26 protein-coding genes are annotated in these 25,066 nt (G+C 36.3%); 9 read left to right on the forward strand and 17 right to left on the reverse strand.

Annotated elements, in window-relative coordinates; all coding sequences use genetic code 11:
- The first annotated feature begins 2 nt into the window (after window positions 1-2).
- From F1847_RS06070 to F1847_RS06085, 4 genes are read left to right on the forward strand one after another with little or no spacing between them, the layout of a single operon-like run.
- The gene (locus tag F1847_RS06070; protein ID WP_150072185.1) at window positions 3-851 is read left to right on the forward strand and encodes a metal ABC transporter permease; all 849 of its coding nucleotides are present in this window, start codon (window positions 3-5) and stop codon (window positions 849-851) included.
- Window positions 832-1,608: a TatD family hydrolase gene (locus F1847_RS06075; RefSeq protein WP_150072186.1), complete on the forward strand. Its 777-nt coding sequence runs from the start codon at window positions 832-834 to the stop codon at window positions 1,606-1,608. Before F1847_RS06070 ends, F1847_RS06075 begins: the two co-directional genes overlap by 20 nt.
- A 46-nt stretch (window positions 1,609-1,654) precedes the next feature.
- Window positions 1,655-3,457: an aspartate--tRNA ligase gene (gene aspS / locus F1847_RS06080; protein ID WP_150072187.1), complete on the forward strand. Its 1,803-nt coding sequence runs from the start codon at window positions 1,655-1,657 to the stop codon at window positions 3,455-3,457.
- On the forward strand, window positions 3,454-3,906 hold the full coding sequence (locus F1847_RS06085; protein WP_150072188.1) for a Mut7-C RNAse domain-containing protein: 453 nt from the start codon (window positions 3,454-3,456) through the stop codon (window positions 3,904-3,906). Before aspS ends, F1847_RS06085 begins: the two co-directional genes overlap by 4 nt.
- On the opposite strand, the gene F1847_RS06090 is transcribed toward F1847_RS06085, so the two are convergent.
- The 14 genes from F1847_RS06090 to grpE all read right to left on the reverse strand — a co-directional run bounded on the left by F1847_RS06090 (window position 3,896) and on the right by grpE (window position 18,965).
- Window positions 3,896-4,903 (reverse strand): electron transfer flavoprotein subunit alpha/FixB family protein, encoded by a 1,008-nt coding sequence (locus F1847_RS06090; protein ID WP_150072189.1) that lies wholly within the window; start codon window positions 4,901-4,903, stop codon window positions 3,896-3,898. The two genes, F1847_RS06085 and F1847_RS06090, sit on opposite strands and share 11 nt — an antisense overlap.
- Before the next feature lie 9 nt (window positions 4,904-4,912).
- Window positions 4,913-5,707 carry an electron transfer flavoprotein subunit beta/FixA family protein gene (locus tag F1847_RS06095; RefSeq protein WP_168194282.1) on the reverse strand — a complete coding sequence of 265 codons (795 nt, stop codon included), beginning with the start codon at window positions 5,705-5,707 and terminating at the stop codon, window positions 4,913-4,915.
- A 13-nt stretch (window positions 5,708-5,720) separates the two neighbouring features.
- A complete protein-coding gene (locus tag F1847_RS06100; RefSeq protein ID WP_150072191.1) occupies window positions 5,721-6,872 on the reverse strand; it encodes an acyl-CoA dehydrogenase family protein in 1,152 nt (383 codons plus the stop codon).
- Between the two features lie 198 nt (window positions 6,873-7,070).
- Window positions 7,071-7,562 carry a ComEA family DNA-binding protein gene (locus tag F1847_RS06105; protein WP_150072192.1) on the reverse strand — a complete coding sequence of 164 codons (492 nt, stop codon included), beginning with the start codon at window positions 7,560-7,562 and terminating at the stop codon, window positions 7,071-7,073.
- A gap of 9 nt (window positions 7,563-7,571) precedes the next feature.
- A complete protein-coding gene (locus F1847_RS06110) occupies window positions 7,572-7,892 on the reverse strand; it encodes a TusE/DsrC/DsvC family sulfur relay protein (protein WP_150072193.1) in 321 nt (106 codons plus the stop codon).
- Between the two features lie 116 nt (window positions 7,893-8,008).
- Window positions 8,009-8,461 (reverse strand): N-acetyltransferase, encoded by a 453-nt coding sequence (locus tag F1847_RS06115; RefSeq protein ID WP_150072194.1) that lies wholly within the window; start codon window positions 8,459-8,461, stop codon window positions 8,009-8,011.
- Window positions 8,462-8,486: 25 nt separating this feature from the next.
- Window positions 8,487-9,176 (reverse strand): SPOR domain-containing protein, encoded by a 690-nt coding sequence (locus F1847_RS06120; protein ID WP_150072195.1) that lies wholly within the window; start codon window positions 9,174-9,176, stop codon window positions 8,487-8,489.
- Between the two features lie 18 nt (window positions 9,177-9,194).
- Window positions 9,195-10,847, reverse strand: coding sequence for an arginine--tRNA ligase (gene argS, locus F1847_RS06125; protein ID WP_150072196.1), 1,653 nt, complete (start codon window positions 10,845-10,847; stop codon window positions 9,195-9,197).
- On the reverse strand, window positions 10,828-11,016 hold the full coding sequence (locus F1847_RS06130; RefSeq protein ID WP_150072197.1) for a hypothetical protein: 189 nt from the start codon (window positions 11,014-11,016) through the stop codon (window positions 10,828-10,830). Before F1847_RS06130 ends, argS begins: the two co-directional genes overlap by 20 nt.
- Window positions 11,017-11,019: 3 nt before the next feature.
- A complete protein-coding gene (locus F1847_RS06135) occupies window positions 11,020-11,760 on the reverse strand; it encodes an RluA family pseudouridine synthase (RefSeq protein ID WP_150072198.1) in 741 nt (246 codons plus the stop codon).
- Window positions 11,757-15,425, reverse strand: coding sequence for an AsmA-like C-terminal domain-containing protein (locus F1847_RS06140; RefSeq protein WP_150072199.1), 3,669 nt, complete (start codon window positions 15,423-15,425; stop codon window positions 11,757-11,759). Before F1847_RS06140 ends, F1847_RS06135 begins: the two co-directional genes overlap by 4 nt.
- 46 nt (window positions 15,426-15,471) lie before the next feature.
- Complete coding sequence (gene pdxA, locus F1847_RS06145; protein ID WP_240702770.1) at window positions 15,472-16,425, reverse strand: 4-hydroxythreonine-4-phosphate dehydrogenase PdxA; 954 nt, start codon at window positions 16,423-16,425, stop codon at window positions 15,472-15,474.
- 51 nt (window positions 16,426-16,476) lie between these two features.
- Entirely contained in the window at window positions 16,477-18,384 is a 1,908-nt protein-coding gene (gene dnaK / locus F1847_RS06150; RefSeq protein WP_150072200.1) for a molecular chaperone DnaK, read from the reverse strand.
- Window positions 18,385-18,407: 23 nt separating this feature from the next.
- Window positions 18,408-18,965 (reverse strand): nucleotide exchange factor GrpE, encoded by a 558-nt coding sequence (grpE, locus tag F1847_RS06155; protein ID WP_150072201.1) that lies wholly within the window; start codon window positions 18,963-18,965, stop codon window positions 18,408-18,410.
- A 110-nt stretch (window positions 18,966-19,075) separates the two neighbouring features.
- Between grpE and nadC the strand changes: the two genes are divergently transcribed.
- Window positions 19,076-19,921, forward strand: a complete 846-nt coding sequence (nadC, locus tag F1847_RS06160) for a carboxylating nicotinate-nucleotide diphosphorylase (RefSeq protein WP_150072202.1) — start codon at window positions 19,076-19,078, stop codon at window positions 19,919-19,921.
- A gap of 33 nt (window positions 19,922-19,954) precedes the next feature.
- Here nadC and F1847_RS06165 read toward each other — a convergent pair whose 3' ends face one another.
- Window positions 19,955-20,917 carry a manganese-dependent inorganic pyrophosphatase gene (locus F1847_RS06165; protein WP_150072203.1) on the reverse strand — a complete coding sequence of 321 codons (963 nt, stop codon included), beginning with the start codon at window positions 20,915-20,917 and terminating at the stop codon, window positions 19,955-19,957.
- Between the two features lie 183 nt (window positions 20,918-21,100).
- Between F1847_RS06165 and F1847_RS06170 the strand changes: the two genes are divergently transcribed.
- From F1847_RS06170 to F1847_RS06185, 4 genes are read left to right on the forward strand one after another with little or no spacing between them, the layout of a single operon-like run.
- Window positions 21,101-21,613: a PilZ domain-containing protein gene (locus tag F1847_RS06170; protein WP_150072204.1), complete on the forward strand. Its 513-nt coding sequence runs from the start codon at window positions 21,101-21,103 to the stop codon at window positions 21,611-21,613.
- Window positions 21,614-22,471 (forward strand): flagellar motor stator protein MotA, encoded by an 858-nt coding sequence (gene motA / locus F1847_RS06175; protein WP_150072205.1) that lies wholly within the window; start codon window positions 21,614-21,616, stop codon window positions 22,469-22,471.
- 3 nt (window positions 22,472-22,474) lie between these two features.
- A complete protein-coding gene (locus tag F1847_RS06180) occupies window positions 22,475-22,822 on the forward strand; it encodes a flagellar motor protein MotB (RefSeq protein ID WP_150072206.1) in 348 nt (115 codons plus the stop codon).
- A 10-nt stretch (window positions 22,823-22,832) separates the two neighbouring features.
- Window positions 22,833-23,282 (forward strand): OmpA family protein, encoded by a 450-nt coding sequence (locus tag F1847_RS06185; protein ID WP_168194283.1) that lies wholly within the window; start codon window positions 22,833-22,835, stop codon window positions 23,280-23,282.
- Here the strand turns inward: F1847_RS06185 and der are convergent.
- Both der and F1847_RS06195 read right to left on the reverse strand, forming a co-directional pair.
- The gene (gene der / locus F1847_RS06190) at window positions 23,271-24,584 is read right to left on the reverse strand and encodes a ribosome biogenesis GTPase Der (RefSeq protein ID WP_150072208.1); all 1,314 of its coding nucleotides are present in this window, start codon (window positions 24,582-24,584) and stop codon (window positions 23,271-23,273) included. The two genes, F1847_RS06185 and der, sit on opposite strands and share 12 nt — an antisense overlap.
- 36 nt (window positions 24,585-24,620) lie before the next feature.
- Window positions 24,621-25,061 (reverse strand): archease, encoded by a 441-nt coding sequence (locus F1847_RS06195; protein ID WP_150072209.1) that lies wholly within the window; start codon window positions 25,059-25,061, stop codon window positions 24,621-24,623.
- Window positions 25,062-25,066 lie beyond the last annotated feature (5 nt).

Raw genomic sequence — 25,066 nt, forward strand, 5'->3', positions numbered from 1 at the left:
AAATGAACGAGCTTTGGTTATCTTTAGATATTTTAAAGTATGGGCTTTTATCTGGAGTTTTCCTTGGAATTTCTTTTGCCTTTACCTCTCCTTTTTTGGTCTTAAAAAGAAATTCTCTTTTTCCTCATGCCTTAACCCACATTTTATTTTTAGCCATTATATTTATTTCTGTACTTTCAGAATTTTTCCCCTCTCTTTTAGCCTATCCTGTTTTAGAATACCCTATCATGGGACTGATAGCCTTTTTCTGTACCTTTTTAATTTTTTTCTTAAAAAGAAAGCTTAAACTTTATGAAGATACTGCAACTTCTATCATTACCAGCTTAGCCCTGGGCATAGCTTTAATCATCATCGCAAAAACCTCTCAATATGACACCAGACTTCTTTCCTATCTTTTTGGAAGTTTGTTAGTGGTTAGTTCTAAAGAAGTTTTTGACAGCCTATGGATATCCCTTTTAACCGGAGTGGTGTTTTTTAAGTATTATCCTCTCTGGGTAACCCAAACCACAGACGTTGAGGTCCCAGGGATTGATTTTAAATGGCCTAATTTCTTTTTTTTAGTCGTTCTAACCCTTCAGGTTTTTATTAGCATTAAACTTATGGGGGTGCTGTTGGTTTCTTCTCTGTTTGTGTTTACCAGCACCTTTGGGTTAAAAATAGGTAAAAATCTTAAACAAACTATCTTATTAACTACTTTAACCAACCTTTTAAGCCTTTTAACCGGAATGCTGTTTTCTATTCTATGGGATATACCTTTTTCAAGCGCAGTAGTCTTATGTATGAGTTTTTGGCTATTGATTTTACTTATTTTTAAAAAAGGGGAGGTCTTAGGTGGTAGAATTTATAGATAGTCATGCCCATCTTAACCTTCCAGAGTTCAAAAAAGATTTAGAGGATACCATCAAAAGGGCTAAAGAAGCAGGGGTTATACACTGCATAGTAGTAGGTATTAACCCTTCTACCAACAAAAAAGCCTTAGAACTGTATCAAAAATATCCTGACTTCATTTCTCCAGCTATAGGGTTTCATCCCCATGAGGTTAAAAAAATCGCAGAAAAAGACTATTTGGAGCTTGAAAATTTATTAACCCAAGCAGTAGCTCTTGGAGAAATTGGACTTGACTGGGTAAAGGAATATTCACCTAAAGAGATGCAAATAAAACACTTTGAAAAACAACTTTCCTTGGCTAAAGCCTATCAAAAACCTGTAATCCTTCATCTTAGAGGAGACGAAGGCCTTTGGAAAACCGCCGTGGATATTCTTAAAAACTTTTTGCCGATTAAGTTTGTATCTCACTGTTTTACTGCAGGTGCTAAAATAGCAGAAATGGTCCTTGATATAGGAGGATATATCTCTATCCCTGGGGTTGTAACCTTTCCTAAGGCTGAAGACCTAAGAGAGGCAATAAAACTTATTCCTTTAGACCGGATTTTGATAGAAACCGACTGCCCTTACTTAGCCCCTGTGCCTTTTAGAGGAAAAAGAAACGAACCTGCCTTTTTGCCATATACTGCTCAAAAAATCGCGGAGATAAAAGGGGTTTCTTTAGAAGAGTTTTCAGAAAAAGTTAAAGCAAATACTATAGGATTTTTCTCTTTGGTGCTATAATATAAGGGCAATTTTTAAGTTTTAAGGTAAAAAGGAGGAGATTTAGATGCGTCTTAAGAGAGAGGTTTATATAGGAGAGCTAAACAAAGACTTTATAGGAAGAGAAGTTACAGTGTCTGGATGGGTGCTTAGAAGACGTGACCACGGTGGTATCATCTTCTTAGACTTAAGGGATAGGTCTGGTCTTCTTCAGGTAGTTTTTGAAGAAGACATAGACCCAGAGGTTCATGCTTTAGCTGACTCTATAAGGATAGAATATGTAATAAGTGTAAGAGGAAAAATAAGAAAAAGGCCAGAAGGGATGGAAAACCCAAAAATCTCTACAGGAGACATAGAGCTGGTAGCCACTGACGTAGAGATACATAATACCTCAAAAACCCCTCCTTTTCCTCTTGACGAAGACCTTTCAGAGGTTTCTGAGTCAATCCGTTTAAATTATCGTTATTTAGAAATGAGAAGTCCCGACGGATTAACCCCTTTTATTTTTAGACATAAGGTAAACCATTGTATAAGAGAGTTTTTAAACATTAAGGGATTCTTAGAGATAGAAACACCCTATCTAACCAAAAGCACCCCAGAAGGTGCAAGAGACTATTTGGTCCCAAGTCGTCTTTATCCTGGTAAGTTTTATGCTTTACCTCAATCTCCTCAGCTTTTTAAACAGATTTTGATGGTAGCAGGGGTAGATAAATACTACCAAATTGTAAGATGTTTTAGGGACGAAGACCTAAGAGCAGATAGACAGCCTGAGTTTACTCAATTAGATATGGAAATGTCTTTTGTAGAAGAAACAGATGTAATGGCATTGATAGAGGAACTGATGGCTTACGTGTTTGAGAAAAACCTTGGAATTAGCCTTTCCATCCCCTTTCCGGTGATAACCTTTGAAAAGGCTATGGAAGAATACGGCACAGACCGTCCTGACCTAAGGTTTGACTTGCGGTTAAAAGATCTTTCTGAACTTTTTAAAGAAACTTCTTTTAAGGTCTTTCGTTTGGCTTTAGACGCAGGCGGTGTGATAAAAGGTTTAAAGGCTCCAGCCTCTTTTTCAAGAAAGGAATTAGACGATTTAACTAAATTTGCTCAAGACTTAGGAGCAAAAGGTCTTGCCTGGATAAAATATAATAAAAACGGTAGCTCTTTTGAAGAAAAATGGAGCTCTCCTATCGTAAAATTCTTTGAACCCTCTCTTTTAGAGCGGTTAGCAGAAAGGTTTGAAACAGAAGAGGAACAGGCTACCTTCTTTTTTGTAGCCGACACTAAAGAGATAGCTAATTTGGTTTTAGGAGAACTAAGAAAACATATAGCTACCAAGCTTAACTTAATACCTCAAGGGACTTTTTCCTTTACCTGGGTAGTAGATTTTCCTCTTTTTGAATGGGACCCTGAAGAAAACAGACTGGTTTCGGTGCACCATCCCTTTACTCATCCTAAAGAGGAAGACCTTCATCTCTTAGACACCGATCCTTTAAAAGTGAGGTCTAAAGCCTATGATTTAGTGCTAAACGGTGTAGAAGTAGGCGGAGGGAGTATACGTATACATCGCAGAGAGCTTCAACAAAAGATTTTTAAACTGTTAAACATTTCTAACGAAGAAGCTGAAGAAAAATTTGGGTTCTTGCTTAATGCCTTAGAGTTTGGAGCCCCTCCTCACGGAGGAATAGCCTTTGGACTTGACAGGTTAATCATGCTTATGCTTGGTAAAAAGAGCATAAGGGAGGTTATCGCCTTTCCCAAAACCCAAAGGGCACAATGTCTACTTACCGGCGCACCTTCTGAAGTAAAAATAGAACAGATATTAGAATTACACCTTCTCCCTGGATGGGAAAAAAAGCCTAAACCTGAATGATAAAGTTTTTTTTAGAAGAAAGTCTTAAAGGTTTAGGAAAATGGCTCAGGTTTATAGGTTTTCAAGTGATTTTTTGTAAAGGTAAGATTACCGACCAAGAAATCTTAAAACATAAAGATTGTTTTTTCTTGATAACCAGCCCTGAAACCGCATCTAAGTTAGAAAAAGCAGGGGTAAAATTTTTGCTTTTACCAAGAGAAAACTTGAAAACTCAACTTAAACTTTGTATAAACCGTTTAAACCTTACAACAGACCTTCAACTTAACATTTGTACCTTATGTGGAACCGAACTTATCCCGGTAAACAAAGAGGATTTTAAAGACCTTATTCCTGAAAAGGTCTATCGCTTTTATAATGAATTTAACTACTGTCCCCTTTGCCAAAAACTTTACTGGGAAGGAGACCACATAAAAAGGCTTAAAGAAAAGTTTAAAAAGCTTATTTCTTAAGTCTTTTTATCAAAAGATCTAACACTTTAGGAGCATCTCCTATCAATCCAAGATGTGCCATCTTAACCAAAGGAGCTTCTTTATCGATGTTTACCGCCACGATATATTCTGAGTTTTCCATACCTACAGTATGTTGTAACGCCCCTGAGATCCCTAAACCTATATAAACCTTGGGTCTTACCGTTACCCCACTTATGCCTATCATCCTATCTTCTTCAACCCAACCCTCATAACATACCGGACGAGTGGCCCCTACCTCGGCTCTAAGAACCTCTGCCAATTCAAAAAGTTTCTGAAAGTTTTCTTTAGACCTAAGTCCTCTTCCTCCAGCTATCACCACTTTAGCCGTAGAGAGTCTGTTAGGTTGTTTTGCAGCCGGCGTAAACCTCCTAACCTTAAGCTTACTTACCCACGAAAAATCAGAAGGCATCTCTACTTCAAAAAACTTAGGTTCTTTTTCGCCATAGATAGCAGAAAACGCACCTATAGATAAGGTTGCCATCACAGGACTGGTGTTAGAAATAAGCTTAGCGATGATGTTTTCTCCGTAAGTAGGCCTTGTCATTACTATCTTTCCATCTTCTATCTCTAAATGGTTAACATGGGCACAAAGGCCTAAATTTAACCTACCTGCTATCCGAGGAGCTAAAGAGCACCCTATCGAGGTTGCAGGAAAAAACAAACCACAAGGATCGGTAGCTTTTACCATTTCCACCAAAACTTCAGCATATAAATCATCTCTAAAATGAGCCAGTTCTTGATGACAAACCATCCAAATTTCATCGGCTATACATTTTTTAAGTAGTTCTAAATCTTTAAAAGAATCTACATCATCTATCAGACATACAAGGACTACTTTTTTGTTCAGTTTTAAACCTAAATCTTTCAAAGGGGTTAAAATCTCTATGGATGAAGGATGTAACATTCCTTGAAAGACCTCACCAAAGGCTATAAGATTTCCCTTCTCAAGATTTTCTAATCTATATTTTTTAAACATATCCCACCTCTAAGGATTGATTATTCCTTTTTGTTCTAAAACTGAAACAAGTTTTTCTACCAAAAAGGAAGGATCTCCTTCTATCACCTGGCCTTTAATTTCTATCTTTTTCTCAAAAACGTCTACTACTTGGGTAGGTGACCCATTAAGACCTAATCTTTCAGGGATTAAATCCAAATCATTAGCGGCAAGAACCATCGGTTCCTTTACCTTGGCTTCTAAAAGTCTTTTTAAAGAAGGCGGTCTTAAATAGTCAAAAGCCTCAGGTAAAATAGAAGCTACAAAAGGAGGGTTTACTTCTAACTCCTCTTCTCCGTATTCTGTTTGGCGGATTACCACCCAACTATTTTCTTCTTTATAGATAGCTTTAACATGGGTAAGAGAGGGTAGTTCAAGTAAAGCTGCGGTTTCTGGAGGGACTTGTGAAGTCTCTCCGTCTATAGATTTAAGCCCCATAAGCACCAAAGAATAAGGCGACAACCTTTTAATAGCCTGAGCAAGCACATAACTGGTAGCCAAGGTATCTGAACCAGCAAAGGCTCTATCAGATAAAAGTACCATCTCATCGGCTACTATCCCATATACCTCTTTTAAAAGAGGTATTACATTGGGAGGTCCCATAGTAATAACATAAACTTTAAAACCGTAAGTTTCTTTAAGCCGGGCTGTCATCTCTATTGCTTGTCTGTCAGGTGGGTTAAGGATTAACTCTAAACTTTCTCTTTTTAAGGTGTGGGTCTTAGGGTCTACTTTGACTGTGCCTGGCTTAGGCACTCCTTTTATACAAAGAATTATTTTTTCCATCTCTAACCCCATTTTATTTATAGTATTTGAGAAGTTCTCTGGCTATCACATTTCTTTGGATCTCGTTGGTTCCTTCATAAATCTGCAAGCATTTTGCGTCTCTAAAGTATTTTTGCACAGGATAATCCCTCATATATCCCAAACCACCCATCATTTGGATGGCCCTTTCTGTGACCCACATAGCCATGTCTGTAGCAAAACATTTTACCATAGAAGAAGCTCCAGAAAAATCTTTAGCTCCTCGGTCTATAAATCTTGCCACACTATAAAGTAAGCTTCTTGCTGCCTCTATTTTCATCGCCATTTCAGCAAAGGTATGACTCACTGCTTGAAACTGATAAACCGGTTGACCAAACTGAATCCTTGATGCAGCATGCTTTAAAGAAACCTCCATTGCAGCCTGGGCTATACCTACAGCCTGTGCTCCTGCTCCGCATCTGGCATAATCTAATGTTTTTAAAGCTACGATAAAACCCATACCCTCTCTGGCGATTAGTCTTGATTTAGGGATTACACAATCGTTAAAAAAAAGCTCGGTAGTAACCGAGGCCCTTAAACCTAACTTTTTCTCTTTCTTTCCTACTGAAAACCCTGGATCTCCCTTTTCTACAATAAAAGCACTAGCCCCTCGAGCCCCTTTAGAAGGATCTGTAAGAGCTATAACTACATAGATATCAGCAATACCTCCGTTGGTTATCCACTGTTTTACTCCGTTTAATATATAATATTCCCCTTCTTTTTTGGCAGTGGTTTTTATACCAAAGGCATCGCTTCCTGCTTGAGGTTCTGTTAAAGCAAAAGCACAAAGACTTTCTCCTTTAGCGATGCGAGGTAAATACTGAGATTTTTGTTCTTCATTACCAAAAAAAATAATAGGATAAGCCCCAAGAAAAGAAGCAGCGTAAGTAGTAGATATTCCAGCACAATAGTAAGAAAGATGCTCCACCGCAAGGCACATCTCTAAACTCCCCCAGCCTAAACCACCATACTCCTTAGGGACGATTATCCCAAAAAAATCTGCTTGGGCTAAAGCTTTGATAGGTGTTTCATCATAAATTTCTCTTTCGTCCCAATCTAAAGCATAAGGTTTGATATACTCTTCTCCAATCCTCTTTATAAGCTCAACTAGCATCTTTTGATCTTCATTCAACCCATAATCAACCATAAAAACACCCCTTCAAAAAATCCAAAATTTTCTCTATTTTACTAAAAAAATCCCGTTAAGCAAGACAAAAACCAAGATCTATGAGAAAATTCTCTATCTTGGGGCAATAACCATTAGTTTTCTATGGGTTAATCAAGGTTTTTTACTAACCAAAACAAGCAACCACTTGGTATTTATCTATTTTAGGTTAACAATTTGTTAAGGATTTACAGGTCTTAACGAATGTCTATATTTTAGAGGAACACTTTCAGGAAATTGGGTATAATGAATTTTTCCTTTTTCATCTACATAATAATAGATCAAAGGTTTAAAAGAAGAACTATTAAAGGTATTTTTACCTTTAGCTTTAGTATTTTCTTTTTTATCTTGTTTAACCTTCTCTCCCTCTTCTCCCAAGGTAAGATAAGATCTTAACAACTGTATCTTTTTAGGACCAAGACCCTTTACCTTTTCTAAATCTTCCCAAGACTTAAATGGGCCGTTTTTTTCTCGATAATCTACGATGGCTTGAGCGGTTTTTTTGCCGATACCAGGAAGTTTTTCAAGCTCTTCTACTGTAGCTTGATTTACGTCTAACTTTTTAGCTAACCCTACAGAAGTTAAAAACAAATAAATTATAGAAAATAATAGAAAAGAAAAAACTAAAGAATAAAAGGGGTGAGTAATCCCACCCCTTTTATAAAAAAACATTGTTATCTTTTACACACACCCAGTAGGTTTAGGTAATCCAGCCATTTTACAAGCTCCTTTTCCAGGACCAGAGGGGAACAATTCATAAATCTTCTTTAAAGGAAAACCTGTTACTTTAGATAAAATCCTAACCATAGGGGCTACGCCGTTCTTTTTGTAATAGTCCTGAAGAACGTTAATAACTTTCCAATGCTCTTCGGTTAACTCCTGAATACCTTCTAACTCTTTTACATACTCAACCCATTCTTGACACCAAGCATCAAGACCACCTGCTAAGAAACCGTCTTCATCTACTTCAAAAACCTTACCTTTGTACTCAACTGTTGGCATACCTAACACCTCCTTTTATTTTTTAATTAAACCCTTTTTTCAAAAATATTTAAAACTTTAAAACTTACTTTTGTATCTTATTTTTATATGTTTTTAAAAAAAAGTCAAGGGTAATTTTAAAAAATTTCTTTAACCATAGGTATCTCATCACAGTCGGGAAATTTGGTACATTTTACACAATCTGACCATACCTTATAAGGTAGCTCAGACTTATTAACTCTTACAAAACCTATTTTCTCAAAAAAAGCAGGTACCCTGGTTAACACAAAAACCTTCGGTATTTCAAGCTCTTTAGCCTCATCTAAACAAGCCATTACCAGGGCTAAACCAATACCTCTTTTTTGATACTCTTCACTTACCACCAAAGATCTTATCTCTGCTAAATCTTCCCAGCAAATCTGTAAAGCACAAGCAGCTACTATCAAATCCTTCTCTTGATAAACAAAAAAATCCCTCACGTGTTCGTATAACTCTGATAAAGGCCTAGGGATAACATCCCCTTTTTTAGAAAAATGTAAAATCAGTTTATAGATATATTTTATATCTGAAAGTTTGGCCTTTCTTATCAAATTAAAATCCTCTTCTCACCAAAACTTATTTTAGCTCTACCACAAAAGGTTTACTTACCCCAAGGTCAGAGGCTACTTTCGAAACTGCCTTTTCTGCTTCTTCTCTATTAGAGTATCTACCTACATAAACTTTGTAAAGGGTTTTCCCTTCAGAAGCTACAGCCTTTACCGTAACTGGATATCCTTTCTTTTCAGCTAAGGCTCTTAACTTTTCAGCAGATTCTTTCTGAGAAAAAGCTCCTACTTGAAGCCCAAAGGTTCCTTTTTTTATCTGGTTAGAGAGCTGAGCAACCTCTTTAGTCTTAGAGGTTGTTTCTTTTGGTTTAGTAGGTTCCTTTACTTCAATTTCTTTAGACTTAACTACCGACTTTTTTTCTGTTATTTTAGCTTCGGTTTTATTTTCTTGGTATACAGGTTGAGGGGGTGGTACAAAGGCTTGAGTAGAAGCGTTATCTTTAAAGTCAACAGGCTGCTCAGCGGTTGCATTAGCAGGTGGAGGAGGTGGGAGGGTTACGGTTTCGTTGGTTGGTTGAGAGGATTGAGTAACATTGATAGCAGCAGTTTCAAAAGTGGCGTTTTCCTGTTCTTTAGGACCTATTTTACTTCCTACCCAAACCCCTATGATAAAACTCCAAACCAATAAACATAAACCAAAAAGGATGATAAAAACTAAAGCTACCCGACTTACCTCTATTTTAACCTTCTTTCCCTCCATAATCTGTAACCTCCTTTTTTACATTCTTTCTGGAGCGTTAACCCCTAAAAGGTTTAAACCATTTTTTAAAACTACTTTGCAACCTAAACATAAACCAAGTCTGGCTAAACTTAGCTCTTTATCTTCTGAAAGCACTCGATGTTTGGTATAAAACTCGTGAAACTGTTTAGCAAGGTCTAACAAGTAATAAGTAAGCTTATAAGGTGCAAAAAACCGGCTTGCAGATACCACCACCTCTTTAAACTCTTCTATCTTCTTAGCAAGGGCTATCTCTTCTTCTGACGAAAGAACACTAAAATCCACCATTTCCCAGTCTATTTTTTCTAAGCCCTGCTCCTTTGCCTTTTCAAAAATACTACATATCCTAGCATGGGCATACTGCACGTAATAAACAGGGTTTTCTTGAGATTGCTTTTGGGCTAAATCTATATCAAAATCTAAAGGAGAGTCAGAAGACCTACTCAAAAATATATATCTCGTAGCATCTACCCCTACCTTGTCCAAAAGTTCTTTTAACTCTACAAACTCTCCTTGCCTGGTGGACATACTTTTTAACTCACCACCCTCTATAAGGTTAACCATCTGAATAAGAATAACCTCTAAGGCTTCTGGATTTAAACCTAAGGCTTTAAGGGCACCCTTTAAACGTTTTACATATCCATGATGGTCTGCTCCCCAAAGATTAATAGCAAGTTCAAACCCTCTGTCTACAAACTTTTCATAATGATAAGCAATGTCTCCTGCAAAGTAGGTATATTCTCCGTTTGAACGTATTAACACCCTATCCTTTTCGTCTCCAAATGCAGAAGACTTGAACCATAAAGCTCCTTCTTTCTCATAAATCAAGCCTCTTTGTTGTAAAAGATTTATCAACTCGTCTACCTTTGCCCTTTCGTAAAGGCTTTTTTCTGAATACCAGTTGTCATAAACTACCCTAAACCTTTCAAGGTCTGACCTTATATCTTCGAGAATGGTTTTTATTGCTATCTCTCTACAAATTACTATAGCTTTATCTTTTTCTAACTCTAATAGATTAGGATGCTCTGTCAAAACCTTTTTAGCTATATCATAGATATAGGCCCCTTTATAAAAGTCTTCGGGAAAATCTATTTTTTCTCCTTTTAATTCTTTAGCTCTAAGATAGACAGACTCACCTAAAATATCCATCTGGGTGCCTTTGTCGTTGATATAATATTCTTTAGTCACTGAATAACCAGTAAAGGCTAACACCCTTGCTAAAGAATCTCCATAGGCTGCCCCTCTTCCGTGGCCGATATGAAGTGGACCTGTAGGATTGGCTGAGACAAACTCAACCAAAACCCTCTTGCCTTTTCCTATATCAACCCGTCCATAATCGTCTTTCTCTTCTATAGCCTTAAGTAGGTTCTCAAAATAATACCGAGGAGATACCCAAAAATTAATAAATCCCGGCTTAACAAACTCTACCTTCTCAAAAAGGTCTTTTTCTTTTAGAAGTTCTGTAGTAAGCCTCTCGGCTATCTCTATGGGAGACAATCCTACAGTGTTTTTTAAGACAAAAGCTATGTTGGTAGCATAATCCCCAAAAGAATCTTTTTTAGGAGTTTCTATTTCAAAATTAGGTAAGTTTATTTTTCCAAAAGTAGACTCTACCGCTTTTTCTATAACCTCTTTAATCTTCTGTCTTATCAACCTCCGTCTCCTTCCTTAAATTTTTTAAAAGTTTAACATCTGGAGAATAGTCAGGACATTTTAAAGGTTGAGTATTGTCAAAGGAGAACTTTTTAGCACAAACTTCTCTCCAAGCACAAGTAGCACATAATACAGGTAACTGTGTTTCGTTTTGTTGTGTTTTTTCCAAGGATTACTCCTTATAAAAATTTTTTAAAGCTTCGAACTTTTTATTAAAAAACCCCAAGTTTAAGGTTTTGTCAAGATTGCCAAGAGAAAAATATTCAGGAAATGGGGCCAAAAATTCCAAAGGTTCTTTGGTTATAGGATGAGGGAAACGTAAAAAACAAGCATGTAAACCGATAGCCTTACCTTTTAAAACCAAGGTTTTGGCTCCATATCTCACATCCCCTACGATAGGAAAACCAAGATAACTTAAAACTGCCCTAAGCTGATGCTTTCTCCCAGTTATGGGAAAAAGCAACACCAAAGACCTTTTTTTTCTACATTCTAAGACCTCATAATAGGTTAAACTTTCTTTTGCCCCCTCTTGATGCTCTTCAAAAACTAAAGCCTTTTTAGCCTTTTGGTCCCATTTGAGATAAGTCTTAATTAAACTTTGACCTTTTAAACTACCTTCTACCTCGGCTACATACAATTTAATCACTTCTTTTTGTCTAAAGGCTTCAGAGATCCTCTTAGCTGCCTTAGTTCTTTTGGCTAAAACCAACGCCCCAGAAACAGGTTTATCTAACCTATGAACCACCGCTAAAAATACCCCTCCTTCTTTTTGGTCTCGTCTTTTTATAAAATCTTTTAAAGTTTTTAACAAAGATATCTCTGAATCTCTTGCCCCTTGGACTACTATACCTGCAGGTTTGTTGACCACCAAAAGGTTTTTATCTTCAAAAAGGATAGAAACTGGCTTTTTCAACGGGTCATTTCCTCTTTTCCTTTTAAAAGCTCTTCTTTTTTACTTTTTATGTTAAGGTTAACTTTGGGATTTTTTTGATAAAAATCTTCCGAAATTCCAAAAAGCCTAAAAATAAAGTTAAAAACCCCCTTTCCTATACTACTAGGATGCAACGGGACGATGGTGTAGTTATCATAAGTACCTATTACTTGTAAAGGAATATATACAAGCATTCTTGGTTTACCAAGCACCCAAGGGCCTAACTTTGGGATTTTTTCTATGATAACATCTACTGTCTTAAAAGGCGAGGCGTAAAAAGTAAGGTTAAGTTGCTTGTTAGTCAAGTTTATCGGTCCTTCTCCAAAAAGTCTAAACCCTGAGGCAGAAAGAAAGGCTTCATCTATGATTAGGGTTTTATCCTCTAACTTAGACCTGAAATTTAATTCTTCATAAGGTAATAACTGGTTCTCTAAGTTAGGAACCTTTCCGCTAAAAAGGTCTATAGGGCTTAAAAATCCCAAAAGATGCGCTACAAGAGGGGCTCGATAGACATATCCTTTTTTGGACTTAATCGTTAATTCTCCCTGCGTATTTTTAAGAAGCTCCTCATTATCTCCTTCCAAATAAGCATAACCTTTCATCTTATATGGACCTTCTAATATAACCTTAGGCATCTCCTCAGGATAAAGACACGAGAAAAGGTCTAAAAAGTCTCCTTCTGAAGGTAAAAGGTCTACAAAAGCCTGATGAACTCCCTCTGAAAGAGAATAGATAAAGTCTACCCCTATTCCACAAAATTTAGCGTTAGATAGATTTACCCATAAAAGTTTGGCCTTCGTATTTAGATTTACCTCTAAACTAAGATGTTCCATTTCATGAGACGTAGGGAATATTAATTTATCTGCACCTATTTTGATATCTGCTATTAACGGAACCCCTTTAAAATACTCCCAAAAATCCTTTTTACTTTCTTTATTAGAAGTTTTTTGCTCGTTGCCCACACCTACCAATTTTTTTAGGTCTATCTTTTCAGCCTTAAAACCTCCTGTAAGCAGAAGAGATTTAGGATTTTTATCAAGTTTTAAATCGGCTAAAACTGTAGAATTATCCCACTCTACTTTAAAATTTCCATAAACCAATAAGTCTTGGTTAATCTTTATCTCACCATCAATCCCTAACGAATCTTTAACCTTAACCCCTTGAAATCTTACTAAACCCTCCTTAACCAAAAGCTCTTTGTTTAAATATCTGTCTATCAAGGAATCTAAAAAGTCTTTATCTTTTTTAAAATTTAAAGACAGATGGCTTTCTACCCATCCTTCAGCTTGATAAGGAATTTCAGCAAAAATAGAGACAAGTTCTTCTAACCTAAGTTTTCCTTGAAGGTTTAAGTCAACCTGAGTTTTGGATAACTTCGCTGAAAAATGTTGCTGGCTTTCTTTTCCTATAAAACTCCCAGACAAAAACGTCTGGTCTTTAGTTTGTTCTAAATTTAAAGATATCTCTTTATCTAAAATCTGGTAATTTCCCTTAGTTTTAACTTCTTCTTTTTTATACCCTAAGGCTAAACTTTCTATTTTTATCGGAGCTTTTAATTGAAAAGAACCCTTATCAAGCCCCAAAAGCTTTTCTATCTTTGTCTTTAACCCCTCTTTTAGCTCACCTTTGACTTCTAAGTATACCTCTTCCCCGAAAACTTTGCCTTTAACCATAAAGGCAGAGCCTTCAACTTCTAACGGGGCTTCTCCAAACTCAAAAACCCCTTGCTGCCAAACTAAAGGAATGTATTCTGTATAGCCTTCAAACCTTTCCCCCTTTTCCTCTTGAACCAAACTTACTTTACTCGCCTTTCCTTTTAGGTATAGGTTGTTTAAAATAGTTTGTTTTAGGTTGGTTTGTTCTTGGGTCAACTGGTTCAGATTACCCTTAAACCAACCTTCTTCTATTTCTAAAGCTTCAAACTGAAGTTTTCTTTCTTTTAAAAACGCCCCTATCTCTTCTTGCTTCTCTTCTAAAACCTCTATAAAAGCGGGTTTGATGGTTAATCCCAAAACCTTAACCCACACATCCATCGAATTAAAGTTTAAATCTACCATTCCGTTTTTTAGGTTTAAACCTTCGGTGAGTAAATGCAAATTAGAAAGAAATAACCTGTTTCTATAATAAGCCAGGTCTGCTGTTTTAAGTTGTAAGGAAGCTCTATAATCTGGTAAGGTTAAAATCATATCTTCTGAAACTAAGCCAACCTTTAGATTAAGGTCAGTCAAAGGACCTTTCAATTCTATATTAGATACCAAGTTTCCCTCTGTCTTAAAATCTTTTATCTTTTGTTGGTAAGATTTAAACATCTCGAAGTTTAATACCAGGTTTTTAATCTTTTCAGCTTTACCAGTGATAGTCCCTTCTAACCAAACTTCAGGTTGTTTCTTAGAAAGGACTAAACCAAAGTTCTTTACTGTTCCTAAAATCTGTTCTTCTATCGCTAAGGTGCCGTTAAAATTAAGCCTTCCTTCTACAAAACCTATCTCTCCTGTTACCTTTTCTAAGTTTAAAGGAAGAAAACCAAGGATTATCTTTCCTTCTTTTAATCTTCCCTTGGCCTTTATTTTTTTATAGTCAATCAAGTCTTTAAAATCTTTACCAGACAAATCAACCTCTATCTCTTCTAAAATCCCTCCACCAACCAAATCAAAAACCTCTTTTACTTCCTTTTGTTTTTCAAAATAAAGCAGGCCTATCCTTTTAACCTCTTCCAAATCAAGTCTTTTAACCTTAAAACGGGTGCTAATCGAGTCTTTTTTCTTTAAAAATTCCCCTTGTGCCTCTATATAAGGATTTCTAAAAACTATTTTTTTTAAGTCCAACTTAAGTATATCTGGTTGATAAATCAGCACCCCAGTAATAAGCCCACCTAACAACCTTTCCTTAGGAGCCTCTTTTAAAACCAACTGAGGGTTTAGTAGCTGAAAGGAAAGATTAAGGGTCTCTTTTTCTAAAGAAAGTTCTGCCATCAAGTCTGAAGAGAGATGGTTTATAGGAAGGTCTTTAAACTTGGAGAGACCGTTAAAGTCAAAGGCTTTCAAGTTAACAGAGTTCTCTAAAAAAAGGGTCGAAAGGTTTAGTCTTCCCTTTATCTCAGCTTCTTTAAACAAAGGACTGCTTAAAGAGATTAATTCCCATAGAGCTTGGTTTTTGTCTATCTTAAAAAATAGGTCTGTTTTCTCAAAGGTTAACCAGCCTATTTGGGTTTCATAGTCAATCCTTGCTTCCTTAGCTTGAAGAACAAAAGGACCCATACCTTTTAGCTGATCTCTTAACCGATAAAGGTTAAAAGGCTTCGGAGAAAAATAAGCCTTTAGTCTAAGTTTTTTTAGCTGAAGTGTTTCGGGGAAAAAATTTAACCGAAAAATCTTAGACAAAGAAAAAACCGCAGTGCCCTCAGGAACTTCTATTTCATAAGACTTATTTTTAAAACTTAATTCTTTAACCTTTACCTTTCCCTCAAAAAGGTCTACCTTTATCTTTTCATATTGTAAATCTATCTGTTGGCTGGCTTTGAGAAATTTGAAAAGTCGCTCTTTAAACCAAGGTTGATTGAGCAAAAAGTCTATGTTTACCAAGAAAAAGCCAAACAACGAAAGGACTAAAAAAAGTAAAAGGATGCCAAAACGCAATTTTTTTATCATCAATTTATGAATTTTAACTTAAAATTTTTTAAAAATCAAGAAAAGATTAAGCTCGAGAAAGTTTATAGGCTAACTTTATCGCTTGAATAAAACTTGAAGGATTAGCTATACCTTTATCTGCAATATCATAGGCAGTCCCATGACAAGGAGAGGTCCTTACTACTGGAAGTCCTAAGGTAAGGTTTACTCCGTCTTCAAAATGAATAAGTTTAAAAGGGGCCAATCCTTGGTCATGATACATCGCTACTACCAAGTCAAAACGCCCCTGATAGGCCCAGAAAAAGAGGCTGTCAGCCGGATAAGGACCATACACAGGGAACCCTGCCTCTTGACAAAGGTTTATAACGTCTTTTAAAACCGTCTCTTCTTCTTTACCTAATAGACCTCCTTCTCCTGCGTGTGGGTTAACCCCACAAAGAGCTATCTTAGGATAATCCACCCCAAGTTTTAACAAAAATTCATAGGAAAGTTTTACCGTAGTAAAGACCTTATCGGTGGTTATTCTTTCTGAGACCTCTTTTAAAGGAATATGGGTGGTAACCAAAGAGACTTTTAATCTTTCTCCATAAAAACTCATGACAAACTCTTTAGAACCAAGGTCTTTAGCCAGCCATTCTGTATGTCCTTTATGTTTGACCCCAACTTTTTCTAATCCCTCTTTACTGATAGGTCCAGTAACGATAGCTTTTATCTTCCCTTCTTTAGCTAATTCTATAGCTTTTTGAACAAAACTGCTCATGGCTAAAAAGCCTTCAATACAAGGCTTTCCAGGTTGGATGCTTAGTTCAGAAAGGGATAAAACTTCTACCTCTTTAGGAAATTCAACCTTTAACCAGCAAGCCCTTTCTTTTAAAACCTTTTCGTCCCCTATGATTAAAAGATGGTTTAATATCTCAGGAAAATTTTTTTTAAAATAATCAAGAGACTTAAGGATTACTTCTGGACCTATACCTGCTGGACAACCTAAGGTAATGGCTATTTTTTTTGAATGAGTAATCACCTAAAGCCCTCTTTCAAAGAAGAAAGGGGGGCGTTTTAGCCCCCTTGAAGTTTATTTCATTTCCTCAAAATCTGCGTCTATTACATCATCTCCGCCTTTTTTCTTAGTTTCTTCTTTAGAAGAAGCCCCACCTTGAGAAGCAGAAGACGCTTTTTCTCTATAAAGCATTTCTGCAAGTTTGTAAGAAGCCTGGGTTAACTCATCGCTTGTCCTTCTTATTTCGTTTAAATCCTCTCCTTCCATAGCTTTTCTTAGTTGATTTATTTTTTCTTCTACTTCTTTCTTAAGTGTTTCTGGTACCTTATCTCCGAGTTCTTTTAAAGTCTTTTCTACAGAATAGATAAGGCTATCTGCTTGATTGCGAGCTTCTGCAAGTTCTTTTTTCCTTCTATCTTCCTCAGCAAATTGTTCTGCTTCTTTAATAATTTTCTGAATTTCTTCTTCACTTAGACCTGAAGCAGGTCTTACTACGATAGACTGCTCTTTTCCAGTACCTAAGTCTTTAGCGGTAACATGTAAAATACCGTCTGCGTCTATGTCAAAAGTAACCTCTATTTGAGGCACTCCTCTCGGGGCTGGAGGAATACCTACTAAATCAAATTTAGCGATACTTTTATTGTCTTTAGCTAAAGGCCTTTCTCCTTGTAATACATGGATGGTAACGGCTGTCTGGTTGTCGGTAGCAGTAGTAAAAATTTGACTCTTTCTAGTAGGTATAGTAGTTCCTCTTGGAATGATTACCGTAAAAACACCACCTAAAGTCTCTATTCCTAAGGAAAGTGGGGTTACGTCTAAAAGAAGCACGTCTTTTACCTCTCCTTTTAACACTCCAGCCTGGATAGCAGCTCCCATGGCCACGACTTCATCAGGATTAACCCCTTTAACCGGCTCTTTACCAAAAATTTCTTTAACCTTTTGCTGAACTCTTGGCATACGGGTCATACCACCAACCAAGATAACTTCGCTTATGTCTTTAGGAGTAATACCTGCATCTTTCATGGCAATACGACAGGGTTCTTCTAATCTATCTATTAGGTCCTCTACCAAACTTTCAAGCTTAGCCCTGGTTAGTTTCATCACTAAATGTTTAGGACCTGTAGCATCGGCGGTGATAAAAGGAAGGTTAATCTCAGTCTCTAAAGTACTTGAAAGCTCAATTTTAGCTTTTTCAGCCGCTTCTTTTAATCTCTGTAATGCCATCTTGTCTTGTCTCAAGTCTATACCATGCTCTTTTTTGAATTCCTCTGCGATATAGTCTACTATCCTCATATCAAAGTCTTCGCCACCTAAGAACGTATCTCCAGAAGTAGACTTAACCTCAAAAACGCCATCTCCTATTTCAAGGATAGAAATATCAAAAGTTCCTCCTCCCAAATCAAAAACAGCGATTAATCCTTCTTTTTTCTTTTCAAGACCATAGGCTAAACAAGCAGCCGTAGGTTCGTTGATAATTCTAATAACGTTTAAACCAGCAATCCTACCTGCATCTTTAGTTGCCTGCCTCTGGCTGTCGTCAAAATAGGCAGGAACGGTAATAACTACATCTTTTACTTCTTGTCCTAAATACTCTTCTAAATCTTGTTTAATCTTTCTAAGAATCATAGCAGAAATCTCAGGAGGACTATAACGTTTACCTCTAATCTCTACATGAGCGTCTCCGTTAGGTGCTTCTACTATTTTATATGGCACCTTTTTACTCCATTCCTGCACTACAGGGTCGTTAAACTTTCTTCCCATCAATCTTTTAATACCAAAGATGGTATTCTCAGAATTAATGATAGCCTGCCTTTTGGCAGGAAGACCAACCAATATCTCTCCGTTTTCTTGAAATGCTACCACCGAAGGTGTAGTCCTTGTTCCTTCTCTGTTAGGAATTACCTTTGGTTCACCACCTTCAAATATAGCTACACAAGAGTTGGTAGTGCCAAGGTCAATACCCACTATAGGTACCTTACTCATTTCTTTAACCCTCCTTTTAATTTTTATTCGTTTTCTACTATATTCTCTTCTGTTTCTTTAGACGAATTTTTTTCCGTTTTTTTACCCATGCAAACACAAACCAAAGCAGGCCTTATCAACCTATCGTGTAAGGTATACCCTTTTTGGTATACCTTGGTTATACTACCAGAAGGTACCTCTGAATGAGGTTCGGTAGAAAGAGCCTCGTGATAAAAGGGATGAAAAGGTTCTCCTACAGAAGGAAAAACCTGTTTTAAACCAAATTTTTCAAGGGTAGTAATTAAAGATTTAAAGGTTAACTCAACCCCTTGTTTTAAGGCCTCTATGTTTTGAGTAGTAGAAAAGGCTTCTAAAGCTCTTTCCAAATTATCTATACAAGGTAATATTTCTTTAAAAAGGTTTTCTAAAGCAAATTTATAATATTCTTCCTTTTCTTTTTTAAAACTTTTCTTAAGGTTTTCTATTTCAGCTGCATATCTTAAGGCTAAATCTTTCCAATATTTAACCTCTTCTTCTTTAACCTGAGACTCTTCTTGAGTTTTGGGTTTTTCTTCTAACCTCTGTTCCTTTAATTCTTCCATATAAAAGACCTCCTTAACTAAGTCCTCAGGACCCTTTACATATTATCGTTTCAAGTTATGATAAAAATTAAGACTTTTATTTAATTTTTCCAGAGGATTGACCTTAAAAAATGTTAGAAAAGTGGAAAATCAGAAATCTCTTGGTGCAAGCCTTTGAAGAAGACCTTCCTTTTTATGACTTAACCACTGAATTGGTAATCAAAGAAAATCCTGTAGTAAAAGCCTATTTCTTAGCTAAAGAACCTCTAGTCGTTTGTGGAACTTCGGTAGTAGAGGAAGGTTTTGCCTTTATCGACCCAGAAATAAAAACACTATGGTATTATCATGAAGGAGAGGAGGTAGAAGCCTATACTAAAATAGGCACGGTGGAAGGAAAAGTAAAAAGCATACTAAAAGCTGAAAGAATAGTTTTAAACCTTTTTCAACACCTTTCTGGTATTGCTACTTATACTAGAAAGATGGTTAAAAAACTTAGCCCTTATAAAACAGTTTTACTTGATACAAGAAAAACCCTTCCAGGCTTAAAGGTTTTACAAAAATACGCCGTAAGGGTGGGAGGAGCCCAAAATCATCGTTTTTCCCTGTCAGATGGTATCCTGATAAAGGATAACCATATTAAAGTCTTAGGAGGAATAGAAAAAATCCCTCAAGCACTAAAAAAATTACCTCATTATCTAAAGATAGAAATCGAGGTAAAATCGTTAGAAGAGTTAGAATTTCTGTTAAAAGCTAAAGCCCCTGTAGACATCGTTCTTTTAGATAATTTTACCCCAGAGGCTATCCAAAAAGCTAAAGACCTTATCAAAGCTTATAATCCAAACCTTAAAATCGAAGTTTCCGGAGGTATTAACTTAGATAATATAGAAGATTTTGCCAAGCTTGAGGTTGATTATCTTTCTGCAGGAAGTTTAACCCATTCGGTTAAAGCGGTTGATATTAGCTTAAAAATAGAATAAAGGGGGGGATATACTCCCTCCCCTTTTTATTTCTTAGAGGTTAGTAAAAGTTTTTTCTAAAGGAGGAACTACCTCTTTCTTTCTGCTCATAACCCCTGGTAACCAAACGCTTTTACCTTCTAATTTTTTACCAAAAGTAATCTCTACGATCTTAGGTTCGTCAGTAATTACCATCAATTCAGTACCTTCTTTCATGATGTCGGTTAACATCAACACTACAGAATGGTAAGAACCTTCTACTTTAATTTTGTTAAGCTCATCGTAAATTTCATCAAATCTACTTTCTACGGTTTTAAGGTCTATCAATTCAATCTGACCTACACCTACCTTTTTACCGCTCATGTTGTAATCTTTAAAGTCCCTCATGATGATGTCTTTAGCAGACATACCAGAAACATCGGAAAGTTTAGATTTTACTTCTACTCCAAAGTTTACGATGTCGTCTATACCAGCAATCTTAGCCAAAGCTTCGGCTGCCTCTTTATCTGCTTCGGTGGTAGTAGCAGATTTGAAAACTACGGTGTCACTTAAGATAGCGGCTAACATGAGACCAGCAATCTCTTTAGGTATTTCTATTCCTGTTTTATCAAAAAGGAACTTCAAAACAGTAGCCGTGCAACCTACAGGGAAGTTAACAAAAAAGATTGGATTAGGAGTGGTTACATCTCCAATCTTGTGGTGGTCTACTACTGCTACGATTTCAGCCTTGTCTATGTTATCAACACTCTGAACCTTGTCAGAATGATCGACTAAAGCAATGGTCTTTCCCTCACCGTCTGTCATAATTTCAGGCACAGCTACTCCAAACTTTTCTAAAACAAACTTAGTTTCTGCGTTGGGTTCTCCTTGGATCACAGGCACGGCTTCTTTTTCTACTTTAATAATTTTACAGCCTGCTTTTTTCCAGGCGTTCAAAAGATAGGCAAAAACTATAGCAGAAGCCACAGAATCAGTATCAGGTTTTTTGTGCCCCACTACATAAATTTGATGATGCATAAGGTCACCTCCTAAAAATTTATTTTTGAATTTTTAATAAACTATTATACTAATTTTTTTGTCTTGTCAACCCTAAAAATTAATTATATAATTCCAAAAATAGAAAAATTTGAAACATTAAACTTTGATTTTAAGTTTTTTTAAATATTTCCGATTTATTTTATAAAATCCTAAAGAGGTATTATGGAAAGGGAAGCGGTAAGAATTGATGTAGTTGTACCTTTAAAGGTTACTAAAATTGAACCGTCTGAAATAGAAAATAAAGTAGCTCATGTAGTAGGAGATACTACTATATTTTCTTATATTCCTATCAAGGACACCATAGACGAAGCTCTTAACTCTTGGTTAAGACTTATAAATGCTAAGCTCGACTATCTTATCAACCTTATGTCCAGAGAAAAAGAGGGTTTTAACGAACTACCTTATCAAAAGGTAAACCTAAGTGAAAAAGGTATAAGGTTTCTTACTAAAGAACCTTTTGAAATCGGGGATTTTGTAGAAATAAAAACGGTTTTAGACATTTATCAACCTGTAGGGTTTTATCTTTATGGTAAGGTGGTAAGGTGCAACCCTAAGGAAGAAAAATACGAAGTAGCCGTTGAGTTCATAAACATGCCCAAAGATATTAAAGATAAATTAAGTTTTTTTATCCTGCAAAAGGAAAGAGAAATCATCCGAGAGATGAAGGAGCTCTAAATGCCCTCTATTGTAGGTTTTATAGTAGTTATCGTTTGCGTTTTTGGTGGTTACGCCTTAGAACATGGAAATTTTTCGGTGCTTATCCAACCTGTAGAATGGCTTATCATCTTTGGGGCAGCAGCAGGAGCTTTACTTGCAGCCTCAACCCAATCTGCCTTAAAAGGCGTTATCCAGTACTCTATTAAAGGTCTCACTAAACCTCAAATTTACGGAAAACAAGACTTCGTGGACTTACTCCTTCTTTTAAACGATATTTTTAGAAAAATTAAAAAAGAAGGGTTGATTTCTATAGAACAAGACATAGAAAATCCAGAGGCAAGCAAAATATTTTCATCCTACCCTACGGTGCTTGCTAATCATCATGCCTTAGACTTTATCAGAAATACCTTTAGGTCTATCCTAACCACCAACATCACCCACTTTGAGCTTGAAGCACTTTTAGAAAACGAAATAGAAATCATCCATCATGAAAACTTAGAGCCGGTACATCGTCTCGAGAAACTTGCGGATTCTATGCCAGGGTTAGGTTTGGTAGCTGCGGTTTTAGGTATAATTTTAACGATGGGAAAAATAGATGAACCTCCTGAGGTTTTAGGTCATCATCTTTCTATCGCCCTTGCCGGTACTTTTATCGGTATCTTAACCTGTTATGGATTTTTAACCCCGCTTGTTCAAAAATTAGAGTTTTTTTGTAATCAAGAAAAGGAATACCTTAATGTTATTAAAACTGCTATCGTTTATTTTATAGGAGGTGGAGCTCCTCAAATAGCGGTTGAATTCGCCAGAAGGACCATTCCTCCTCATATGAGGCCTTCTTTTGAAGAACTTGAAAACCTTATGAAAGGTAAAAAATAAGTCATGACCACCCCTCCCATCATCATCAAAAAGGTAAAAAAAATAGTAGGAGGCCATCACGGAGGGTCTTGGAAAATCGCTTATGCTGACTTTTTAGCAGGTATGATGACCTTTTTCCTTTTGATGTGGTTGGTGAGCATCATGGAACCTAAACAAAAAGCCCAAGTGGCAGCCTATTTTAGGAAATTCAATATCTTTGAAAAGGCTGGAGTAAGTATGTTGATGGAGTATTATCGAAAAGGAACCCTTAAAAGCGAACAAAGCGGAATTATGCCTGAGGCTAAGTTTGACCTAAAAAAAGAAGAAGAAAAAATAAAAAAAAATAGTAGAAACCAGGCTAAAATCTCTTAAAGAACACATCTTGATAGAAACTCAAGAAATTTCAGAAAAAGAAAAAATCATCCGCATAGAAATAGTAGAGCTTACTAATCAACCCTTGTTCCAAAGCGGAAGCGCAGAGTTAACTACCTCAGCTAAAGAAATACTTAAAACCTTAGCCCAAGAACTAAAAGATGTCCCTGGGACTATAAGTCTTGAGGGACATACAGATGCTGTACCCTCAAGAAGGGGGAAAGTAGGCAACTGGGAGCTTTCTACTGCCAGAGCCCTTTCAGCCATGTTAGAATTAGAAAAAAACGGTGTTCCACCAGAAAAGATAAAAGAAGTAGTAGGATATGCAGACAACCTTCCTTTAATCAAAGATAACCCATCTGACCCAAGGAATAGAAGAATCAGTTTAGTAATCCATTACCAGCCTGCTCAACAAAACTCTCAAATCCAACCCATTACTACAACCGAATCAACTCCTTAGTCTAAAAACCACCTTGATAGGAACTTTATCAAAATTAAGATGTTTTTGAAAGCTATTTCTAATAAACTTTTCTATACTTTTAGGTAATTCTTCTGGGTAAAGATTAACAAAAACCACAAAGGTTGGAGGCCTTACCTCTGTCTGGGTAGCATAGTAAAACTTGAGCCTTTTTCCTTTTACCGAAAAATTATGATTTTCCTTTAAATCTTCTAAAAGTTTATTAACTAAAGCTGTATTTACTCGCAAGTTATATTGGTCCATCACCTCTTTTAAGACGCCCCAAATTTCTTTAACCCTTCTTCCTGTTTTCGCTGAAACAGTAAGAATAGGCAACCAGGGCATAAACCTTACTCCATGTTTTACATTTTCCAAAAGTAGATTTCCAGCCTCTCTCTTACCGTCAAAAAGATCCCATTTATTCACCAAAAGAATACAAGCTTTGTAATGTTTGTATACCTGTCTTAATAACCTCTGGTCTTGATTGGTGATACCTTCCTCTGCAGTAACAACCATCAACACCACATCAGCTCTTTCAAGGGTAGTTAAAGCTTTATCTACACTAAACTTTTCAGCCCTTTCTTCCACTTTAGTCCTTCTTCTTATCCCTGGAGTATCTATCAATAAGACATTTTCTCCTGTAGGTAACTTTAATAGCACGTCTACACAATCTCTGGTAGTACCAGGTATTTCAGATACTATCATCCTTTCATATCCTAAAAGCCGATTAATAAGCGTGCTTTTTCCTACATTAGGTCTTCCAAGCACTGCTATTTTTAAGGGCTCCTCTTGAAGTAAATGTTCTTCTAAGACTTCTACTCTTTTCTTTATCAACCCTTTTAATTCGTTTATATTTTTATTGTTTTTGGCTGAGATTGAAATTATCTCAGGAAAACCAAGAGCATAAAATTCAAGAGTTCTTTCCTTATCCTCCTTTGCCTCTACCTTGTTTATAACCAATAAAACTTTTTTATCTTTTTTTCTTAAATATTCTGCGATAACTTTATCTCCCTCGGTTAACCCTTGTTTAGCATCCACCACAAAAAGCACCAAATCAGCCTCTTCTAAAGCTTTATCTACCAAATTTCGGATAACCTCACTAAAAAATCTTTTTTCTCCCCATTCTATCCCTCCAGTATCCATCAACTTTACCCCTTTTCCTTCCTCTAATTCAAGATAACCTTCTATTATATCTCTGGTTACCCCGGGGGTTCTTTCAACTATAGCCTTTTTTTCCCTGATAAGGGTGTTAAAAAGTGTAGATTTTCCCACATTAGGTCTTCCTACGATGATTACTTTCCCCATAAAGTTATTCCTTTTTTAAAAAATTTTATCGTGGTATCATACATCTACCACACATTGAGCTATCCAAAGGTCATCTTTTTTTTCTACCTTCGCCAAAGTAAAGGTAGCTCCTTTTACCTCTACACCACAACCAAACCTATCTGGAGAATAATCCTCTCCTAAAAGGACTCCATCTAACCTTACTCCCTGTTCGGTTTCCTCAATTTTTCCCTTAAATTCTTTAAAAAAGATATTTTCTAAAGCAAACAAGCTTAACACTTTATTGATAAAAATCACTACTAACTCGTCTAAAAAATCTGATGCTAATTTTATCTCAATCTTTTGCTGGGCCTTAACCCTTTCGAAATCAACCTCTTCCCCTATTAAACTAAAAAGGGCTTTTAATAAGTTTGAAAACGCCTCTTCTAAAGTTTTACCATAACCTCTTATTCCTATGTCTGCTCCATGTTCAAAGGTCTCATACTCTTTTGATAACATAATAC

This window comes from Thermodesulfobacterium sp. TA1 (assembly GCF_008630935.1).
Taxonomy (GTDB): domain Bacteria; phylum Desulfobacterota; class Thermodesulfobacteria; order Thermodesulfobacteriales; family Thermodesulfobacteriaceae; genus Thermodesulfobacterium.

What these genes read in the sequence shown, in the direction of transcription:
- motA (WP_150072205.1), top strand. Translation starts at nt 21,614, where the DNA reads ATGCCCTCTATTGTAGGTTTTATAGTAGTTATCGTTTGCGTTTTTGGT.
- F1847_RS06070 (WP_150072185.1), top strand. Translation starts at nt 3, where the DNA reads ATGAACGAGCTTTGGTTATCTTTAGATATTTTAAAGTATGGGCTTTTA.
- F1847_RS06100 (WP_150072191.1), bottom strand. Translation starts at nt 6,872, where the DNA reads ATGGTTGATTATGGGTTGAATGAAGATCAAAAGATGCTAGTTGAGCTT.
- F1847_RS06120 (WP_150072195.1), bottom strand. Translation starts at nt 9,176, where the DNA reads ATGGAGGGAAAGAAGGTTAAAATAGAGGTAAGTCGGGTAGCTTTAGTT.
- F1847_RS06095 (WP_168194282.1), bottom strand. Translation starts at nt 5,707, where the DNA reads ATGGAAAAAATAATTCTTTGTATAAAAGGAGTGCCTAAGCCAGGCACA.
- grpE (WP_150072201.1), bottom strand. Translation starts at nt 18,965, where the DNA reads ATGGAAGAATTAAAGGAACAGAGGTTAGAAGAAAAACCCAAAACTCAA.
- dnaK (WP_150072200.1), bottom strand. Translation starts at nt 18,384, where the DNA reads ATGAGTAAGGTACCTATAGTGGGTATTGACCTTGGCACTACCAACTCT.
- F1847_RS06165 (WP_150072203.1), bottom strand. Translation starts at nt 20,917, where the DNA reads ATGCATCATCAAATTTATGTAGTGGGGCACAAAAAACCTGATACTGAT.
- F1847_RS06110 (WP_150072193.1), bottom strand. Translation starts at nt 7,892, where the DNA reads ATGCCAACAGTTGAGTACAAAGGTAAGGTTTTTGAAGTAGATGAAGAC.
- der (WP_150072208.1), bottom strand. Translation starts at nt 24,584, where the DNA reads ATGGGGAAAGTAATCATCGTAGGAAGACCTAATGTGGGAAAATCTACA.
- F1847_RS06195 (WP_150072209.1), bottom strand. Translation starts at nt 25,061, where the DNA reads ATGTTATCAAAAGAGTATGAGACCTTTGAACATGGAGCAGACATAGGA.
- F1847_RS06090 (WP_150072189.1), bottom strand. Translation starts at nt 4,903, where the DNA reads ATGTTTAAAAAATATAGATTAGAAAATCTTGAGAAGGGAAATCTTATA.
- F1847_RS06140 (WP_150072199.1), bottom strand. Translation starts at nt 15,425, where the DNA reads ATGATAAAAAAATTGCGTTTTGGCATCCTTTTACTTTTTTTAGTCCTT.
- F1847_RS06085 (WP_150072188.1), top strand. Translation starts at nt 3,454, where the DNA reads ATGATAAAGTTTTTTTTAGAAGAAAGTCTTAAAGGTTTAGGAAAATGG.
- F1847_RS06170 (WP_150072204.1), top strand. Translation starts at nt 21,101, where the DNA reads ATGGAAAGGGAAGCGGTAAGAATTGATGTAGTTGTACCTTTAAAGGTT.
- aspS (WP_150072187.1), top strand. Translation starts at nt 1,655, where the DNA reads ATGCGTCTTAAGAGAGAGGTTTATATAGGAGAGCTAAACAAAGACTTT.
- F1847_RS06180 (WP_150072206.1), top strand. Translation starts at nt 22,475, where the DNA reads ATGACCACCCCTCCCATCATCATCAAAAAGGTAAAAAAAATAGTAGGA.
- nadC (WP_150072202.1), top strand. Translation starts at nt 19,076, where the DNA reads ATGTTAGAAAAGTGGAAAATCAGAAATCTCTTGGTGCAAGCCTTTGAA.
- F1847_RS06105 (WP_150072192.1), bottom strand. Translation starts at nt 7,562, where the DNA reads ATGTTTTTTTATAAAAGGGGTGGGATTACTCACCCCTTTTATTCTTTA.